The organism is Candidatus Leptofilum sp. (assembly GCF_965223525.1).
In the GTDB taxonomy this organism is placed as follows: Bacteria; Chloroflexota; Anaerolineae; order Promineifilales; family Promineifilaceae; genus Leptofilum.
Window position 1 is genome coordinate 252,724 of sequence record NZ_OZ245005.1, and the last position, 17,877, is coordinate 270,600.

Genomic DNA, 17,877 nt, shown 5'->3' on the forward strand with positions numbered 1-17,877 from the left:
TCTCACCTTGTTAAACTGCCGCCCGATGAAGATAAAAATGAGCACAATCACCTTGAAAAAGGCAAAGAAGCAAAACGGAGACCAAAACGTCGTCTGGTAGTTGTGCTTGCTTTGTAAAGATTGTTAGCGCCCCACCGATGACGGTGGGGCGTTTTTTATTTATCCAAAACAAAACTGAACAATGAATCAGCAAATTATCATCAAGAAGCAAAACAAGAAAAACAAGCCAAAGCAATTTTGGTGAGTCTTGTTTGCTGCAAATTTGTTGCAAAAAAAATGTCTTCACAGGCGGGCTTACCAGAAAAAGGTGAGGCCGCTTTTTTATTTTTATGGCGAATGAAGCCAAAACAAACTGGAGGTTTAAATCATGAATAACGTCAATTGTGTGGAATGTGCAGGGGAAGTAGAGGTCGCTGATGATGTGATGGTTGGTGAAATCGTAGAATGCCCAGAATGTGGGGCCGAGCTAGAAGTTATTGGCACCAACCCTCCTGCGCTGACCCTTGCGCCCGAAGTTGAAGAAGATTGGGGGGAATAGCGAATTATGCGCGTCGGCATTTTATTTTCACGAATCAGGTTAGAAGAAAAGCTAATCGTCCAGGCAATTGAGGCACGCGGCGTTTCTTACGAGATGATCGATGTGCGCGATGCCGTGTTTAACCTGAATGACCCGTCGTCCTGGGAACGATACGATGTCATTCTGGAACGATGCGTTAGCCATTCGCGGGCGCAGGCGGCACTGCAAATTTTGGGTAGCTGGGGGATTCCATGCGTGAACAATGCCCATGTAGCCCAGGTTTGCGGCAGCAAGCTAGAAACATCGCTGGCGTTGGCTGCCGCTGGCATACCTGTGCCTCAAGTAAAAATTGCCACAACAGAGGCTGCTGCACTGGAAGCGATTGAGGAATTAGGCTACCCGGTTGTGCTAAAACCAGCCGTTGGCTCCTGGGGGCGGTTACTGGCTAAGGTGAACGATCGGGAAGCGGCAGAAGCAATTTTGGAACATAAAAGTACGCTTGGTTCCTATCAGCACTCTATCTTTTACATTCAGGAGTATATTGCTAAACCAGATCGGGATATTCGCAGCTTTGTAGTGGGGAATGAGACAATCTGCGCCATTACCCGCCACTCGGCTCACTGGATTACCAATACGGCGCGGGGAGGCTCTGCCGTAAATTGCCCAGTCACGCAAGAGATAGATCACCTGTCGCAGGCGGCGGCTCAGGCGGTGGGCGGTGGTGTGGTGGCGGTGGATTTGCTGGAAGATGCAAACGGCCGTCTCCTCGTCAACGAAGTCAATTACACAATGGAATTCCGCAACAGCATTCAGCCCACTGGCGTGGACATTGCGGCGCGCATTGTTGACTACACCTTACAACTGGCTGATGAAGGAGTCCGTGCGCCAATTGGCACAGTACCTGCCCTAGCCAATGGGGGCCACTATGAGCGTTAGGGTTTCAATCGTGGGCGGCTCTGGCTATGTGGGGGGCGAACTACTGAGGCTGCTGCTGGGCCACCCTCATGTGGCCGTGCAGCAGATCACCTCTCAGCAGCACGCGGGACGCTTTGTGCATGGGGTGCATCCTAATTTGCGTAGCGCAACGCGGCTCAAATTTAGCCCTATCGAGGCGCTAGAGCCGTGCGATCTGCTGTTTTTGGCCTTGCCGCACGGCCGCGCTGCGGCACAAATCGAACAGTTTGCCGCCCTAGCCTCACGCATTATTGATCTCTCGGCAGATTTCCGTTTGAATGACCCGGTGGCGTATGAAGCCCGGTACGGCCGTTCCCATCCCGCTCCCGAATGGTTAAGCAAATTTGTTTATGGTTTGCCAGAGCTACACAGAGATTCACTACGCGAAGCAAATTATGTGAGCGGGGTTGGCTGTAATGCAACGGCCGTTAATTTGGCTCTGGCTCCTTTGGCTCGTGCAGGACTCATCCAGCAAGCGGTCATCGAGGTGAAAGTGGGATCTTCTGAAGGCGGCAACAGTTTTAGCGCGGCCAGCCACCACCCGGAACGAAGCGGGGCATTGCGCTCGTTTGCTCCCACTGGCCATAGGCACCAGGCAGAAATGATCCAGACGTTAGGGGACTTTGAACTGCATTTTTCGGCAACGGCCGTTGAACTGGTGCGCGGCGTTTTATGCACGGCACACGTTTTTTTGAGCCAGAATTTGGATGAAAAAGAGGTTTGGCAGCTCTATCGGACAACATACAAAAACGAGCCTTTTGTGCGTATTGTCAAGGAGCGCAAAGGCATCTACCGCTACCCAGAACCCAAAATTCTGGCAGGCAGCAACTTTTGCGACGTGGGCTTTGCCAAAGACGAGCGTAGCAGACGGCTGGTAGTGCTGAGTGCCATTGACAATTTGATGAAGGGGGCAGCGGGAACGGCCGTTCAGGCCATGAACCTGATGTTGGGCTACCCAGAAACGACGGCTCTCACTTTCCCTGGCCTCCACCCAATTTGAAAAAATCTATAGCTGAGTTAAGGAGAATAATTATGATTATTGTGAAAGTTGGCGGCGGCGAAGGGATCAATTACGACGCTGTTTGCGACGACATCGCCCAGCTTTGGCGCGAGGGGCAGCAGCTTATTTTTGTACACGGTGGCTCACATCGCACCAACCAAGTAGCCGAAGCATTAGGCCATCCGCCTCAGTTTGTTACCTCCCCCTCCGGTTACACCAGCCGCCTGACGGATCGAGCCACGCTGGAAATTTTCCAGATGGTATATTGCGGTCAAATCAACAAAACGTTAGTAGAGCGACTGCAGCGGCGCGGCGTGAACGCGGTGGGATTGTCTGGAATTGACGGCCGTATCTGGCAAGGTCCGCGCAAAAAAGTGATTAAAGTGGTAGAGAACGGCCGTATCCGCGTCTTGCGGAGCAACCTTACTGGCAAAGTCACACAAGTGAACCACAGCCTCCTACAAAACTTGCTACACGCAGGCTGCTTGCCCGTACTCACCCCACCTGCCATCAGCTTTGATGGAGAAGCAATGAACGTGGATGGAGATCGCGCTGCTGCGGCCACTGCTGCAGCCTTCCGTGCTGATGAACTGCTTATCCTCTCCAATGTCCCCGGCGTTCTGCGCCAATTTCCCGATGAAAACAGTCTCATCTCCCAAATCAGTGCCGACCAGATTGAGTGCGTGTCCAAAGAATTTGCCGAGGGGCGAATGCGTATCAAATTGTTGGGGGCGCGAGAAGCGGTGACTTCTGGTGTGCGGCGCGTGGTGTTGGGGGATGCGCGGGGCAGGCAGCCAATTTTACGTGCGCTGGATGGCCTGGGAACAGTCATCATTCCAACACAAGCAGAGGAAGCAGCATGAACAATATCTTTCAGCAAGAAGACAGCTTTGGCAGCGGCGTTTACGCAAAACGGGAAACGGCTATTGTGCGCGGGAGCGGCGCAACAGTTTGGGACGAAAACGGCCGTTCCTACCTTGATTGTGCTGCAGGCATTGGCGTAGCCAACGTTGGCCACTGCCACCCGCAGGTGGTAGCAGCTATCACCGCCCAGGCCAGCCAGCTCATCACCTGTCAGGAGATGTTCTACAACGACCAGCGTGCTCAGTTCCAGGCACAGTTGGCTGCTACACTGCCCGGCAACCTAAACCGCGTTTACCTGTGTAACTCCGGTACCGAGGCGATAGAAGCGGCCATCAAATTTGCCCGTCTTAGCACCAGACGCCCCGGCATTGTAGCTGCAATGCGCGGCTTTCATGGGCGAACGCTTGGTGCACTTTCCGCCACGCACAACAAAAAGTATCGCCAGCCGTTTGAACCGCTAGTGAGTCATTTCAGCCATGTGCCGTTCGGTAACAGCTCCCGGCTCGATGCGGCAATTACGGAGCAAACGGCCGCTGTCATTCTGGAAATAGTGCAAGGCGAAGGGGGTGTTCAGCTGGCGACGCCTGGCTTCTTTCACCGGGCGCAACAACTCTGCCAAGAGCGGGGAGCATTGTTGATTATTGACGAAGTGCAAACGGGATTCGGCCGTACCGGGGAACTATTTGCCTGCGAACATTATGATTTGGTCCCTGACCTCATCTGCTTGGGCAAGGCAATGGCTGGCGGGATGCCGATGGGAGCAGTGGGTATCGGCTCGCGCGTGCAAAATTTGGCACCAGGGCTGCACGGTTCCACATTTGGTGGGAATCCTTTGGCCTGTGCCACAGCAACGGCCGTACTCAACATCCTCCAGCAACCTGACATAGCCAGCCGCGCCGCCAAGCTGGGCGACCAGTTCCGCCACCAAATTGAAGCACTCAACCTGCCGCTGGTGCGTGACGTGCGTGGCCTGGGTCTTATGATTGGTATTGAGCTTCGCCAGCGAGCCATGCCCTATGTCCAGGCACTCATGGACAAAGGCATCGTCGCCCTGACAGCCGGAAGCACTGTCATTCGGCTGCTCCCCCCTCTCACTATCACTGCCGAAGAGCTGGATCGAGTGGTTGTTGCGCTGGAGCAAGTTCTGGCAGCCAAAAAAAGAAGCAGCGGTGCTGTGGCCGGTCTTCTGACCGTGCCATCGAGTGTCTCGGCGAGGACGTCGGCCACAGCAGCAGATCAAGCAGTCTCGCTAAAAAACGACGTGGGAGCGGTAGGATTTTTACGGCGGCTGGTGGAAATTCCGAGCTTGTCTGGTGAGGAAACGGCCGTTGCCAACTTCCTCATCCAGCAAATGAACCAATCCGGCTTCACCGCCTACGTAGACGCCGCAGGCAACGCCGTCGGCGAGCGCAGTTGCCCGAATGCGGCTGGGCAAATCACACAGGAAATTGTGCTGCTGAGCCATATGGATACCGTCCCTGGCGACATTCCCATGCGGCAAGAAGATGGCAAACTGTACGGCCGTGGCAGCGTGGATGCCAAAGGACCACTGGCCACCTTTATTATCGCCGCAACCCGCGCCAATCTGCCACCCGGCACGCGCCTCATCGTGGTTGGCGCGGTGGAAGAAGAGTCTGCCACCTCCAAAGGAGCCAGGTTTGTTGCCAGCCAATACCAGCCAACAGCCTGCCTGATCGGCGAACCCAGTGGCTGGGACGGCATTACTCTTGGCTACAAAGGGCGGCTGCTGATTGACGCTTGCTTTACCCAACCCATGAGCCACACTGCCGGAGCCGATTCTGGCGCAGCCGAGCTGGGGCTAGAGTGGTACAACAACATTGTAGCGTACATCAACCAGTTCAACGCCGAAAAACCGCGCCTGTTTGACCAACTGCTGCCCTCCGTCCGTGAGCTGCACACCAGCAGCGACGGGCTGGAAAATCGGCTGGAGATGAAGCTGGGAATTCGGCTGCCGCCTAATTTCGATGTGACCATCTTTGAACGTTGGCTGCGGGAAGAGGCGGGGGATGCTGGCACGATACGCACCTACGGGTATGAAACGGCCGTTCAAAGCAAACGCACCAATCCATTGGCACAGGCACTCAATCGCGCCATTCGGCAGGCTGGAAGCGTCCCAACCTACAAGCACAAAACAGGCACGTCAGACATGAACGTGGTAGAGCCAGTGTGGAACTGCCCCATTGTGGCCTATGGGCCAGGAGATAGCAAGCTAGACCACACGCCAAACGAACACATCATCATCGCTGAATATTTGCAAGCCATTCAGGTACTGGAGACAATGCTAACCAATCTTTGATTGCGAAAGGCCAAGGCGGGTAACGGCCGTTGCCAATCCTACCAGCAGCCAAAACGCCGTCACCGCGTGGTGAAACTCTAAATTAAAGAGGTAATGGTCAAAAATGCCGGCGGCCAATCCACCGACGATGGCAGCGTGCAAGCCCAGCCAGAGCGCGTCTAGCTCCTCATTGGCCTTCAATATGTTTCGATGAGACAGGCCATAGAAAAAGAGCGTGCCAATGACCGCAAAGAAGGCCAGCAGCCCCACAACACCCATCACCTGGGCAATGGTCAGGTAAACATTGGCCACACCCAGGTAAATATCAATGTCTGGCGTACCGGCAAAACCAACGCCAATGAGGGGATACCGTCCGATGAGCGTCAGCGCATCCTGATATTCGCCAAAACGCATTTGGGTCGCCAAATCTTGCCCCTGAATGCCCTCGACGAACCGTTGGATGTAGGTTTGAGCGACGGGCAGCAGTAACAACAGCAAGCCACCACCCAGCATGTAAGGAATGAGTCGTCGGTAGCGCAGGATGGCAATGAAGCCCAAGCCTGCCGCTAGCCCAAACATGGCTCCGCGTGAAAACGTCAGCACGACACAGATGAAAATGGAACCAACGATGCTCCAGGTGAGCCAACGGGGGAACAACGGCCGTTTTGCCACCAACTGCGGCCCTGCCAATGACCCAATCATCAAGAGCAGCCCACCCAGCACGTTCGGATCCACCGAGGTGCTGATGGCTCGTTCAGATAGCTCTGGGTTCTCTTCGATGTAGCGAATGACCCAGCCACCTGGGTAGCCAACCCGTGTGAGGAAATTGAGGATGGTGTTGGTTGTATCTTCCGGCAAGAGCCAGAAAATGATGCCCAGAACGGCCGCACCAGTCCCAGCCAGCAACACCACCTTCACCATGCGCTCCAGCCGCACCTGCGTGCGACAATAATCCACAATAATGAAGACAAAGCCTAAACTCAACAGCAGCTCAGCAAATTTTCGCAGCAGCGTAGAGGTGAGCGTCCCGTTACTCAAGCCAAAAATGAAGGCAAAGATGGCCACCAGCATGAAAACAAGCAGCGGCAAGGCGATGGGCGCAGTCACTAAATCCCGCTGCGCCCCAGTGACGATGCCCAGCAGCCAAACGCCAACCACCGCCCCCAGTGCCAGATCAAGAAACGTGGGCGTGAGACCGATGTCTACGGGTAGTGTGGCAAATGGGAGCAAGCACACCACAGCCACCACGCCCCAAAAGCCAATCTCGATGTCTCGCAAAACGATGTAGGCGGTGACAATGGCGATAATAAATGCAGCCCCAGCCAGCGGCCCGCCAAAACCGAGAATGACACCGCCGAGAACGGCCGTTCCACCCAGCAATGCCCCCAACGCCCACCTGGATTTAGTGGGATTGATCGCGTCGGCGTTTCGGAGCCATCGTTTTTGGGGTTTAGGTTCCTGCGTGACGGTTGCCATCAATCAATAAATCCTTCTGCCTGCAACCGCTTGTGCGACTGCTCAATTGAGTTAGCGAGTTCAGCTTCAATACCGTAATGAATTGCCAGGGTAAGCGCACAGCGCAGCACGTCCTGCACCTCTTTGGCCAGCTTGATTGTATCTGGTTCGCCCAATTTTTGCCGCTTGACGCCGCTATTCTCAAAATGATTTACCTGCGATGCCAACTCGCCACACTCTTCCGCCAGGCGCGTCATCATTTGGAACGGATCATTACCATCGGGGAATCGCTTCATGAGACCGTGAGTGATTTTGTACAGTTTTTTCATAATTTGTAAGTTAGTGCCTGGCACTTTAGTCGTTGACGCGCAACAATGTCAGGCGCAGAAAATCGTCAGTGGGACGGCCGTCTTCCGCAATAATTTGCAGGCGATTAAACTGGCCATCGTCCACCGTGTACAGGCCGATGATGACGGGGTACACCTTACTTGGCGTGTCTGGGCTAAGAGGTAAGGACATTTGCACGGTTTGCAGCTCACCTTCTGCCCACGAAGACGTAGGTTGGCCTAAATCCTGGCTGGCCCAGCGGGTGGTGTCATCATCCACAACTTGGGCAAAAATGGTGTAGTCGGTGGTTAACGGCCGTTTTGCCCGCCAGTACAAAGTTAAATCCACAGTTTCACCGGCTGCCGCTTGCCGGAGGTTCAGTTCAAAGCCAACCAATTCCAGCTCATTGTCAAAATTAACTAAGGTCGGATTTGGCACATCACCAGCCGCAGGCTCTAAAGTAAGCGTAGCCAGCACCACCGAATCTGCGCCGTCGGTTAGGGGCAGGCGCTCAAAATTGGCAAAATCGTATAGACCAACGGTGAGCTGGAGGTTTGCGGGAGCAACGGCCGTTTCCGGAATCACAAGCTGGTAATGGTTAAAAATCGTCTCGCCCGGTTCCAGTAGCGAGGTAGGCCGCAAACCCTGATCTAAAAACATATCCCGCTGGGCAATGGGCACGCCAATGACTGGATCATTTAGATGCACAAAGACGCTCCAGTTGCGATCCATTGACTCTAAAACTTCCCATTCCAACAGCAGATCAACCGTGTCTCCGGGCTGGTAGGTGGCTTTTTGTTGGGCTACGGCTACTTCGGCTGCGCTCAGCACAGGCGTTTGCCCAATCTCGTACCCCACCAGCCGCAGCTTGCCATCAAAAGTGGCATTCATTGGCTGCTGTTCCAACCAAGGGGCTGCCGTCTGATGATGTGCGTAGGCGGGGCGAATCCAGGCAAGCGGAGCCAATGCTGCCAACACAAAGAGGAACCCCGCCACACCCAAAATGAGCCGCTGACCAAATCTACGCGGCAGCCAGCCAATCAGCCCCGCTACCAGCAGCACGTTAATGGCCGACATTGCCGTAAACACCAGCCGCCCTTGTGACGACCAGGTAGTCGTTGCCCATTGGATCAGCCCTACAATGACAGCGGCCATAAAAAGCAGGCAAACGACAAGAGCAAATTTTGCCGCAACGAAATTTAAGAGATTGGAGATGAGAGACTGGAAACTAAAACCGGTCTCCAATCTCCAGTCTATAATCTCTTTTACAAAATAAACCACAAACCCTAAAACCCCTACAACCACCACGCCATTCAAAACATGATAAAGCCACAATGGCATGGGCACGTTGACGCCGCCAAACAAGCCCCAGTAAGAGAGCATGAAGCCCCAGCGTTCGCTCCACAGCTGCGCCAATGAGGCAGGATGCGCCCGCTGCCCCAGGACAGCAATAAAGGCATTCCAGCCCAAAAAATCGCCATACAGCACAATATTGCGCCAATACCACCAACCCGCAATTAAAATAACCGGGATGAGAAGGATGAGGAAGGAAACGGCCGTCCGCCCCAACATCCTCGCAATCTCTCCCCAAAACTTTTCTCCGTTCCCCTCTGTGCCTCCTCCGTGCAACTCCGTGTTTCTCTTTCCCCAATTAGCAATAAAAATCGCTCCCAACGCCAGCGGCAGCAACGCAAACGCCCCCTGCTTCGTCAGAATCGCCAGGCCGATGACCACACCAATTTTCAAGTAAGCAGTTCTCCGCTGACTTGCCGAATACTGTTTACTGACCGCTCGTATCATCAACAAAACCCCTAACGAGGAGAGTGGAATCGCTAAATTATCATTGTTCACCGCGCCGCTGATGAAGAGAAACATGGGCGTGAAGGCGTTGAGTGCAGCCGCACCCAGGGCAATTTCTGGCCGGACGAGAGCCAGCTCTTTGCCGATGAGATAGGTTAGATAAACGGTAGTCGCGCCCAGCAATACCGAAAAGAGACGCACAATTCGCACCGCCAGCAGCGTGCCTTGCCACGGGCTCCAGGCTGGGTTTTTGATGGTGAGGTTGATATTGCCATCGGCGGTGAGGATACCGTTGTCTACATGCGGATTTTCCCAGCGGACGGTTTCCATATCGTTAGTATCTATCCAAAAGGTGAGCGCTGCGCCGAGATAGTAGTAGAGTGGTGGCTGGCTCGCTTCTTGCTTCCAGGGGCCAGCCTGGGCGGGGTCAAACACCTGCACCGGCAGTGGATTGCCGTCGGCCAAATGGCGGATCATGGGATAGTGCCAAAGCTCGTCTGAGGCTTCAAAAACAGGGGTAACGAGGGCATACATCCCGCCCAAAATGATAAATAGCCCCAGAATTAGGCGTAACCAGCGTTTTTCTTGTTTCTCTTCCATCGCGGCTGATTGTACCTATCTGGGGCTGTGCCGCCACCTGCGTTCAGGCTACTTTTTCGGTACGGCCGTTTTTTCAGTAATCAGTATTCAGTGGACGGCGATCAGTTAGGGAACGGCCGTCCAGGTTACTAATTGCAAATCGGGGGGCAAGTTTAATGGCTGCAACGTGCGGCTGCCCAGATCAAATTGCTGATCGCCGAAGAGGATGGTACGGCCGTCTGGTGCAAAAAGGGTGGGTTGTGTTAATTCAATCAAACCAGCCACCGTTACAGTGCCATCTGCCAGACTTTCAATGAGCAGTTCGCCGGGGCTAACAAAACCATCAGCCGGTTGCCCCAAACTACGCACCGTCAAAAATGCGTCTGAGGCAATGGATTGAATAACGCGCTCACCAGTAAAAATAATAACCTGACCACTACCCAAATGAACATACGCGGTGCGATAATTCCATGCTTCTGAACTTGCCGTCGCCAAATCGCCTTGTGGAAATATAAGGCCATAAATCAGCAGATTGTCGTCGCCGACCCAGCGCATCGGCGGGATGTAGTTGTGATCGGCGGCAGAGAGGATGAGGTTGGGAATGGTGACGGCCGTTTGCCTCTCCAAATCAAACACCGCCACACCGAACTCGTATTCGTCAGGCACGTAGCCATCCCACAATTGGTAATTCTTAATCTGCCAGACCAGAAAACGGCCGTTGGGTGAAAATGTTGGATTACGCAATGAATATTGGGGATCGCCCAGCAACGGTAAACCATAATCGGCAGGATCAAACGGCCGTGCGCCCAACTCAAACTCATACAGCCACCCTTGCCCAGCAATATCAAAGGCAATCTGCTCCCCAGTAGGTGAAACGGCCGCATCGGTAAATTGCTGCAAAGCCGAGCCAAACTCAGGGATAAGCATCGTCGTTTTTAGAGCATCCAAATTTACAAGCGCGGGTAATCCGCCGCCAAACCAGGCATTTACATACGCTTGCGTTGGCGCGATGCTCAACAACGCCCACTGGGGTTCCTCCTCCCGCCAATCTCGCAGACGCGCATCAGCCAGCGGCTCAGAGAAAATTGGCCGACTTTCTCCTTGAACCAAATCCCGCAAATAGAGAAGATTATCGTTGAAATCCGTATAGATGAGATAACGGCCGTCTGGCGAAAAACTCAGCACATTGGTCTCAGGCTGCTCAAAGAGGGTGGCCAACTGACCGCTGGTATCAATGCGAAAATAGACGCCATCCTGTGAAAAAATCATGCCTGGCAGCAAATCATAAGCAGGTGCTGGCGTGGCAGTTGGCAAAACAGTTGCTTCATGGGTTGGTGTTGCTGCAGGCAGGGCGGTTGGTTGCAGGGTTGAACTGCTCGCTGGCACCACTGTGGCTGTTGGCAAGGGTGTGATAGTGGCAGGAACGGCCGTTTCTATCAAACTCACTGCCGCTGGCAAAGGTTCTGTAGCCTCTGGTAAACAAGCAGCTACGAACAGAAGGAACAAAAGTGGGAGAAAGATGCGTCGTCTCATCTTCTCACTTTACTCAATTAGAACACGCCAAGATGTACGGCCGTACCACGTTATTCCTGCGTTTGCTTGGCAGGATTGGCTAAATTAGCTCCTATCCGAATATTAGCCACAGAGAACACAGAGAGTTTTGAGGCGACGGTTTGTCTCTCAGATTTCTCTTTTTCCTGCTTCGGCTGCGCTCAGCACAAGCCTGTGGCTTTTTCAGATTCTTAGGGAAATACGTCCGCTTTCACCCCGGAACCGTTCTGATGGTCAGCAGGGAGCTTCTCTGGTGGCACTGCCCATCCTTGCAAATGCTGCTGTGCCAGAGCCGTAAATAATGCAATTTGAGCATCGCTGTCGTTGAGGCAGGGAATGTATTGATATTGCTGGCCGCCCCCCTCTAAAAAGCCATCCCGATTTTCCACCGCCATCTCTTCCAGCGTCTCCAAACAGTCCACGGCAAAGCCGGGGCAGATCGTATCCACGCTTTCCAGACCATCCTCCGCCCACTGCACCAGCGTTTTGTCGGTGTATGGTTGCAGCCACTCTTCTGGGCCAAAGCGGGATTGAAAGCAAACCTGGTATTCCTCTTGGCTCAATCCCAACTTTTCGGAAACGAGCTTTGCTGTTTTTTGGCAAAAGGATTGATAGGGGTCGCCTTTTTCAGCGTAACTTTTGGGGATGCCGTGGAAGGAGTAGAGTAGCTTGACGGAGCGGCCGTTCTCCGCCCAAAACGCCTGAATCGAATCTGCCAGAGCCTGGATGTACAGGGGGTTGTCATGGTAGCCCGTCACAGTGCGAAGCTCCGGCATCCAGCGGTAGCGGCGCAGTTCGTCAAACACTATGTCGTAAATGGTAGCGGTGGTAGTGGCGGAATATTGCGGAAAGAGCGGCAAAACCAAAATGCGCTGGACGTTGGCGGCGCGGAACTCTGCCAATTTTTCTGCGATGGATGGACGGCCGTATCGCATCGCCAATGTTACTCGAATCGTGTCGCCGCAGGCTTCCTGCAAGTTCGTCTGTAGCTTGTCGGCAATATTCTGCGAATAAATTAGCAGCGGCGCTCCGTCTTTCGTCCAGATGGATTCGTACAGCTTGGCAGACTTTTTAGGGCGCACATTGAGGATGATGCCGTGTAAAATTGGTTTCCACAACCAGGCGGGCCATTCAATGACGCGCGGATCACCGAGGAATTGGCGCAGGTACGGCCGTAACGCTTTTGCTGTTGGTTCCTCTGGCGTTCCCAAATTCACCAGCAATATGCCAATCCGCTGCGGCTGTTCATGGTCATAAGCCGCTCGTCCGATGTACTTTCCCATCCCTGTCCTCTTCGCAAATTGTGACAATAAACCGTCACAATTGTGATTAATTCTATGCAAATCTACCCATTTTTGGCTATTCTACTCAGAGTAAAAGGAGGCGTCAACCACAATTAGAAACAAAGGAGGAATGTCATAAATTCCACATGACCATGATAGTAAACAGGCTTGAATGTCTAAAAAGAGCACAGTGTTCCCTGAAGTTCGGCCTCATCATATAGGGTTAAGATCACTCTTACTGGAACATGGAAAAGCTTGAGAGATATTGCATATTCCTTTAAACTATTTTGAAGGAATTTTCTCTTTTTGTTAGTTAGACAACACTCAAAACAGAATTCAATTTTTCAACAACTGACTATATCCTCAATAAGGTAATAGATTCTTGACGGATGATTGAAGATGAATGTAACCAACACACAAGAAGTATTGAATTTAATTGATACTGCTCTAAGAAATAATAACCCACAGCAAATAGGAGAAGCCCTAGCAACGCTATCTAAATTAGAACCAGATAGATGGATAACGCTTCTTCATATAAATAATATTATCCCTGATGCCGATCAAAGAAACACAGAGTTAGCAGAGATTTTACCAATATTATTAGAAGGCCTGGCTTACGCAATGGCGGAACCAGGGTTTCCACTTGACGGTTTTACAAATCTTCTTTATCCCTTGCTTACACTAAATATTTCATTTTCATCAATTTCCAAAAGTCTTAACAGCCTGAATGTATGGGAAAAACCTGTCATTAATCTAATCGCTCGTATTGTAGGATTTCTAGAAGATCAAACTGACATTGCATTGGATCGGTCCAGCAAAATAACCGGCAAGAATGGATATCATGACACTAGATTTCTTTTAAGCGATGAAATAGATACGGTTTTTAATGGTCCAATGACGAATGTCGTAGCAGGATATGAAGAACACTGTGAAAATCTTCAACTCATCTTGGCGTATTCGATCTATCGGTACCGCACAGATTATTGGGGAGAAATCAAGATAAATAGAACTCCTTATGAAGATATCGAATTTTCCAAATTAGTCACCCTTGCAAGCATATGGAGAAGATACAAAGATCTGTGGGCAAAAACAAAATACTTTGGCTGGCGCGCAATCAAAATAAAGGGTATGGAAAATGAAATTCTGTTTATTCCCAAAGATGAAGAAGAGCAAATCCGATTTGAGATTGGGGGCATTCGAGCCCAATTTATTTTTGCAGAAATTTCAAGTTTCAGTTTATCAGCTGGCTTAGACCAATCTTTTAGCGACAACTATGACATTTTAAGCAAACTTGCTAATAACATAAACCTACCCAAAGTTGGCAAGCCGTGGAAGATCGAGCTTGACTCACAGATCTTCAAGAAAGTGACAAGTAACCTTTGGGATAAATTTTATTGGGAGACTATTTTTCAAATTGCCTATTTTCAAAAAATCATTGATTTAGTTCAAGTTGGGAGCAGAAAAAAACATATATAGTGGGCAGTTTATTGGAATTTGATCAGCGTACTAAGAATAATTGCTACAGTTTTACATATGCATTTAAGAGCCAAATTTCCAAATTTTGATACACAATCACCATTGCAAAAAATAATACTAATTGAAGCTATCGCACTTGCAGATTTCCTCTCTCAAAACACAGAATATGATAGTGAAATCTGTGCAACATTCATTGATTTGATTACCTTCAACCCTAAATTGCGATACATTGAGATTTGGGATACTCCGCTTATTAAAGCGGGCAAAGGTCTTTTATTCCTATCACCAGCCTTAATTTCTAATGGCAATCCAGTGCGTGCTGCTGAAAATTTCATATCGGAATGGAATGCACCTCTCTTTGACAAGCGGGGAAAGGTACTTGAGCAGGATCTATTCGAGTACCTATTGAATATACCCAAACTCAAAGTTCAACAAAATGTTAAGTTTATAAGTAATGAATCTCAAGAAATCGAATGTGATTTGGTTATATGGTGGGAAAAAACCCTCATATTAATCGAGGTCAAATGTAGAAAGTCAATATATTATCCATACGATGCCTTTCAAGCAAAACAACAAATTCAAAAGGCCATTGACCAGTTAGTTACACGTAAAGCTGCTATTTTGAATAACTGGGCTACTTTTAGCAATGCTGCATGCGACTTACTATTGCCGGAAGAAGTTGCCAACGATATAAAGTTAATCGCGGTCACAAACAACCCGCATTTCACTGGATGGCATGTAAATGATGTAATCGTAACAGACATATTTTGTCTCAAACGCTACTTTTCCAAAAACGAGATAGAAGCTTTTGTCGAAGGAGAAGCCATTGCGACAGTTGGACATATCAGAAGCTCTGAAAAGCCAACAGTCAAAGATCTTGTTTCGTACCTCAAGAATCCTCCCCAAGTACAAGTAGTGCGAAATGGTTTAAAAATAGACCCGTTACTTATACCAGTCGTTAAGGAAACAGACCCAACAATATATTCATTCCATATGAGCTATTCACCAGAGAGTTACGATTTGGGTGTAACAAGAAAAAAACTCACATCTGCCTCAGATAAAAAAGTGCGGCGAAATGATCCTTGTCCCTGTGGTAGTGGGCTAAAATACAAAAAGTGTTGCGCTTCTAAAAAATAAATTTTTAGAAACCATTACTAAGTAAGGTCTGGAAAAACACGGCCGTTTCCGCCGCAATCTTCTCCCAGCTAAACTGATCCGCTAACTTAGCCGCCCCATGCCCTAATTTTTCTCGCAATTCTTCGTCGTTGGTGAGGGTTTGAACGGCCGTTGCCAATGACCCCACACCTCCCACAGGCACCAAGTAGCAAGTTTCGCCGGATTGCAGCTGCGGCGTCGGTGTCGTGGGCGTGGTGGTGATGAGCGGACGGCCGTGTGCCAACGCCGCCATCAGCGTACCGCGCCGCAGGGAGGCACCATCCCGGTACGGCATCACCAGCATGTCTGCCGCCTGCAAGTGGGCCGACACCCGCGCATCGCTTAAAAAGCCAGTCCAATGCACCCGCTCATTTAGCCCCAGGCTCTCAATTTGCCTCCGCAGGCCGTCTAAAAATGCCTGGTTGTTGGCATTGTCGCTAGCACCAGTTTGCCCGCCGATGAAGATGAGATGGAAACGGCCATCTAGCTGCGCCAACGCCTCAATTAACACATCCGCCCCTTTGCTCTCATTCAAAAATCCAAAATAGCCCAACAACACAGCCGGAGGTTTAAGCCCCAGGCGACTGCGAATTTCGTCAATTTCGATGTGGTTGGTGGTGTGGGCGGTGATGTTACTGCCGATAGGAATGTTTACGACAGGAGATTGGAGATTGGAGATTAGAGATTGGTGGTCGGCGGGGTTGGTGGTGATGACGCCATTTGCTGAGCGTGCCAGGAAGTTTACGGCCGTTTGCCGCAGCCGCCCAGCTTTGGGGAACAAGTAAGGTACCCGAAGATCGTGGAAAGTAACGGCCGTTTTCGCCACATTTTTCAGCCGCCAGGGAAGAAAATTAATCGCCGCGCTGTTCATATTGTAAGCTGCTGGCTGGTATTGGATGTTCACCACATCCAGCTCATGTCGCAGCACAATATCGGCAATGACGGCCAGCGATGGCCAGCGCCAGCGGTTCAGCCGAGGATGCAGCTGGGCAAAGTCAATGGCAATTGGTTCCAGAGCCGAGGTGAATGTACGTGGTGCGTCTGGCGGACGGGCTTCCCGGCTGGTGATGATGTGGACGGTGTGACCCAGTTGGTGCAATGCTTTGGCCAATTCGGCCGTAAATGCCCCCACACCCCCCTCCATCGGTGGGAATTCCCCTGTTACCAACCCAATCTTCAAACCCATATTTCTGTATAAAATCAAAAATTACGCAAATTCAACAGATAAAAAATCTGAGCAATCTGCGTAATCTTTGAAAAACAATCAAAAATAGAAACAATAGTAGCCGTTTAGAACAGTTCGTAATGCTCAATGGGGTGGCCGCGCCAGCGCAATAGAGAGAGTGCATAAGTGCGGCGCAGTGAGACAAAGTCTGCTTTTTTGTAAAGCTGCCCTTTGCCTTCAGGCGAGGGCAGCTTGCCGTCTACCACGCTCATCAACGCTTTGTCACTCAGAGCGTTAAGGCTCAACAGATCTTTATGGAAGGCGGCTGGCACTTTACTGAGCGAAGGGGGCATACCGCTTTTAATACATTGCACGACGACCTCTTCGATGGGCCACTTACAGGCATCGGCAATTTGCTTCAGTAAATTGTAATCTGTGGCTGATAATTCCAGCGTAACCTTCTTTTTCATTCTGTCACCTCAAGAAAATGTTTCAATACCCTGCTGGTCGTAGCCCAGAACGTAAAACCATCCAGTAGGCTTTTACCCGCTGCCAGCGCAACTGCCGTTTATGCCCCACTGCTCCCTTAATGGCCTCCAAACTTAACTGCCAACCATAGCTTGCCAATAAAAACAGTCGCAAAATTGTTGCCGCAAAACGGCCGTGATATTTGCGAAAGTAGCGTAATTTGGCGCGATTAAAGTTGATGTGTCGGTGCGTTACCGCCTGCTCGCTGCTCTTGCCAGATAGGTGTGTTACTTGCACTTGCGGATAGTATACCACTTGCCAGCCCGCTTCGTGAATCCTACGACAGTAATCTAGCTCTTCGGAGTACATGAAGTAGGCTTCATCTAGGCCGCCCACTTGCTGAACCACCTCTTGCCGCGTTAGCAAACAAGCGCCCATCACCCAATCTACAACGGCCGTTTCCGCATCACCAACATCTCGCACATAATAATCATCTAAAACAGATTGCGGCGCATATGGTTGCAACCAGGTACTCTCAAAAAAGGCGGTACGCAGCGTGGGAAAGCGGCGGCGGGACGATTGCACCGTGCCGTCCTCATTCAACAGTTGCGGCCCCACCACGCCCACCTGCGGATTTTGCTCCAGGTAAGTCACCATCTTGGCCAGCGCATCCTCGTGAACAATGGTGTCGGGGTTGAGGAGAAGGATGGTACGGCCGTTAGCCCGTTCCAGCCCCAAATTATTCCCACGCGGAAAGCCAACATTCTGCTGGCAAGCAACCAATTCAACCTGTGGAAACTTTTCCGCCACTATCTCTGGGCTGCCATCCGACGAAGCACTATCTACCACAATGATTTGTAACGTCAGCCCCGTCTGCGCCAGCACAGAGCGCAGGCAATTTGCCAGCAACGCCCGCACGTTCCAGCTAACAATGATGATCGACAAGTCGGGTTTGGTCATCGGTAATCCGTGAACGGTAATCGGTGA

16 protein-coding genes are annotated in these 17,877 nt (G+C 51.1%); 7 read left to right on the top strand and 9 right to left on the bottom strand.

The features are described from left to right. Nucleotides 1-10: 10 nt before the first annotated feature. The gene (locus ACOQPM_RS18230) at nucleotides 11-286 is read right to left on the bottom strand and encodes a hypothetical protein (RefSeq protein ID WP_420631687.1); all 276 of its coding nucleotides are present in this window, start codon (nucleotides 284-286) and stop codon (nucleotides 11-13) included. 81 nt (nucleotides 287-367) lie between these two features. Between ACOQPM_RS18230 and lysW the strand changes: the two genes are divergently transcribed. The 5 genes from lysW to ACOQPM_RS18255 are packed head-to-tail and all read left to right on the top strand — an operon-like array spanning nucleotide 368 to nucleotide 5,652. After that, the gene (lysW, locus tag ACOQPM_RS18235) at nucleotides 368-538 is read left to right on the top strand and encodes a lysine biosynthesis protein LysW (RefSeq protein ID WP_420631688.1); all 171 of its coding nucleotides are present in this window, start codon (nucleotides 368-370) and stop codon (nucleotides 536-538) included. A 6-nt stretch (nucleotides 539-544) separates the two neighbouring features. After that, nucleotides 545-1,453 (top strand): lysine biosynthesis protein LysX, encoded by a 909-nt coding sequence (gene lysX / locus ACOQPM_RS18240; RefSeq protein ID WP_420631689.1) that lies wholly within the window; start codon nucleotides 545-547, stop codon nucleotides 1,451-1,453. Next, nucleotides 1,443-2,471 (top strand): N-acetyl-gamma-glutamyl-phosphate reductase, encoded by a 1,029-nt coding sequence (gene argC, locus ACOQPM_RS18245; protein WP_420631690.1) that lies wholly within the window; start codon nucleotides 1,443-1,445, stop codon nucleotides 2,469-2,471. Before lysX ends, argC begins: the two co-directional genes overlap by 11 nt. 32 nt (nucleotides 2,472-2,503) lie before the next feature. After that, on the top strand, nucleotides 2,504-3,334 hold the full coding sequence (locus ACOQPM_RS18250; protein WP_420631691.1) for a [LysW]-aminoadipate kinase: 831 nt from the start codon (nucleotides 2,504-2,506) through the stop codon (nucleotides 3,332-3,334). Further along, nucleotides 3,331-5,652 (top strand): [LysW]-lysine hydrolase, encoded by a 2,322-nt coding sequence (locus ACOQPM_RS18255; RefSeq protein ID WP_420631692.1) that lies wholly within the window; start codon nucleotides 3,331-3,333, stop codon nucleotides 5,650-5,652. The genes ACOQPM_RS18250 and ACOQPM_RS18255 overlap by 4 nt, the downstream gene beginning before the upstream one ends. Here the strand turns inward: ACOQPM_RS18255 and ACOQPM_RS18260 are convergent. From ACOQPM_RS18260 to hemH, 5 genes are all read right to left on the bottom strand, one after another. Further along, complete coding sequence (locus tag ACOQPM_RS18260) at nucleotides 5,638-7,107, bottom strand: O-antigen ligase family protein (protein WP_420631693.1); 1,470 nt, start codon at nucleotides 7,105-7,107, stop codon at nucleotides 5,638-5,640. The genes ACOQPM_RS18255 and ACOQPM_RS18260 overlap by 15 nt on opposite strands. After that, entirely contained in the window at nucleotides 7,107-7,415 is a 309-nt protein-coding gene (locus ACOQPM_RS18265) for a hypothetical protein (RefSeq protein WP_420631694.1), read from the bottom strand. The genes ACOQPM_RS18260 and ACOQPM_RS18265 overlap by 1 nt, the downstream gene beginning before the upstream one ends. 25 nt (nucleotides 7,416-7,440) lie before the next feature. Further along, nucleotides 7,441-9,813, bottom strand: a complete 2,373-nt coding sequence (locus tag ACOQPM_RS18270; protein WP_420631695.1) for a glycosyltransferase family 39 protein — start codon at nucleotides 9,811-9,813, stop codon at nucleotides 7,441-7,443. Nucleotides 9,814-9,918: 105 nt separating this feature from the next. After that, on the bottom strand, nucleotides 9,919-11,238 hold the full coding sequence (locus ACOQPM_RS18275; RefSeq protein ID WP_420631696.1) for a hypothetical protein: 1,320 nt from the start codon (nucleotides 11,236-11,238) through the stop codon (nucleotides 9,919-9,921). 296 nt (nucleotides 11,239-11,534) lie between these two features. Then, a complete protein-coding gene (hemH, locus tag ACOQPM_RS18280; protein WP_420631697.1) occupies nucleotides 11,535-12,626 on the bottom strand; it encodes a ferrochelatase in 1,092 nt (363 codons plus the stop codon). A 399-nt stretch (nucleotides 12,627-13,025) separates the two neighbouring features. Between hemH and ACOQPM_RS18285 the strand changes: the two genes are divergently transcribed. Further along, nucleotides 13,026-14,102, top strand: coding sequence for a hypothetical protein (locus tag ACOQPM_RS18285; RefSeq protein ID WP_420631698.1), 1,077 nt, complete (start codon nucleotides 13,026-13,028; stop codon nucleotides 14,100-14,102). Nucleotides 14,103-14,120: 18 nt separating this feature from the next. Beyond that, the gene (locus ACOQPM_RS18290) at nucleotides 14,121-15,239 is read left to right on the top strand and encodes an SEC-C metal-binding domain-containing protein (RefSeq protein WP_420631699.1); all 1,119 of its coding nucleotides are present in this window, start codon (nucleotides 14,121-14,123) and stop codon (nucleotides 15,237-15,239) included. 4 nt (nucleotides 15,240-15,243) lie between these two features. Here ACOQPM_RS18290 and ACOQPM_RS18295 read toward each other — a convergent pair whose 3' ends face one another. The 3 genes from ACOQPM_RS18295 to ACOQPM_RS18305 all read right to left on the bottom strand — a co-directional run bounded on the left by ACOQPM_RS18295 (nucleotide 15,244) and on the right by ACOQPM_RS18305 (nucleotide 17,850). Then, the gene (locus ACOQPM_RS18295) at nucleotides 15,244-16,443 is read right to left on the bottom strand and encodes a glycosyltransferase family 4 protein (RefSeq protein ID WP_420631700.1); all 1,200 of its coding nucleotides are present in this window, start codon (nucleotides 16,441-16,443) and stop codon (nucleotides 15,244-15,246) included. Nucleotides 16,444-16,547: 104 nt separating this feature from the next. Next, complete coding sequence (locus ACOQPM_RS18300; RefSeq protein WP_420631701.1) at nucleotides 16,548-16,892, bottom strand: hypothetical protein; 345 nt, start codon at nucleotides 16,890-16,892, stop codon at nucleotides 16,548-16,550. Between the two features lie 22 nt (nucleotides 16,893-16,914). Next, nucleotides 16,915-17,850, bottom strand: coding sequence for a glycosyltransferase family 2 protein (locus ACOQPM_RS18305; RefSeq protein ID WP_420631702.1), 936 nt, complete (start codon nucleotides 17,848-17,850; stop codon nucleotides 16,915-16,917). Between the last annotated feature and the right edge of the window lie 27 nt (nucleotides 17,851-17,877).

Excerpts from the sequence above, each read along its gene's own strand:
- ACOQPM_RS18285 (WP_420631698.1), top strand. The coding sequence starts at position 13,026 with ATGAATGTAACCAACACACAAGAAGTATTGAATTTAATTGATACTGCT.
- ACOQPM_RS18270 (WP_420631695.1), bottom strand. The coding sequence starts at position 9,813 with ATGGAAGAGAAACAAGAAAAACGCTGGTTACGCCTAATTCTGGGGCTA.
- ACOQPM_RS18300 (WP_420631701.1), bottom strand. The coding sequence starts at position 16,892 with ATGAAAAAGAAGGTTACGCTGGAATTATCAGCCACAGATTACAATTTA.
- argC (WP_420631690.1), top strand. The coding sequence starts at position 1,443 with ATGAGCGTTAGGGTTTCAATCGTGGGCGGCTCTGGCTATGTGGGGGGC.
- lysX (WP_420631689.1), top strand. The coding sequence starts at position 545 with ATGCGCGTCGGCATTTTATTTTCACGAATCAGGTTAGAAGAAAAGCTA.
- ACOQPM_RS18250 (WP_420631691.1), top strand. The coding sequence starts at position 2,504 with ATGATTATTGTGAAAGTTGGCGGCGGCGAAGGGATCAATTACGACGCT.
- lysW (WP_420631688.1), top strand. The coding sequence starts at position 368 with ATGAATAACGTCAATTGTGTGGAATGTGCAGGGGAAGTAGAGGTCGCT.
- ACOQPM_RS18260 (WP_420631693.1), bottom strand. The coding sequence starts at position 7,107 with ATGGCAACCGTCACGCAGGAACCTAAACCCCAAAAACGATGGCTCCGA.
- hemH (WP_420631697.1), bottom strand. The coding sequence starts at position 12,626 with ATGGGAAAGTACATCGGACGAGCGGCTTATGACCATGAACAGCCGCAG.
- ACOQPM_RS18305 (WP_420631702.1), bottom strand. The coding sequence starts at position 17,850 with ATGACCAAACCCGACTTGTCGATCATCATTGTTAGCTGGAACGTGCGG.
- ACOQPM_RS18295 (WP_420631700.1), bottom strand. The coding sequence starts at position 16,443 with ATGGGTTTGAAGATTGGGTTGGTAACAGGGGAATTCCCACCGATGGAG.
- ACOQPM_RS18265 (WP_420631694.1), bottom strand. The coding sequence starts at position 7,415 with ATGAAAAAACTGTACAAAATCACTCACGGTCTCATGAAGCGATTCCCC.
- ACOQPM_RS18255 (WP_420631692.1), top strand. The coding sequence starts at position 3,331 with ATGAACAATATCTTTCAGCAAGAAGACAGCTTTGGCAGCGGCGTTTAC.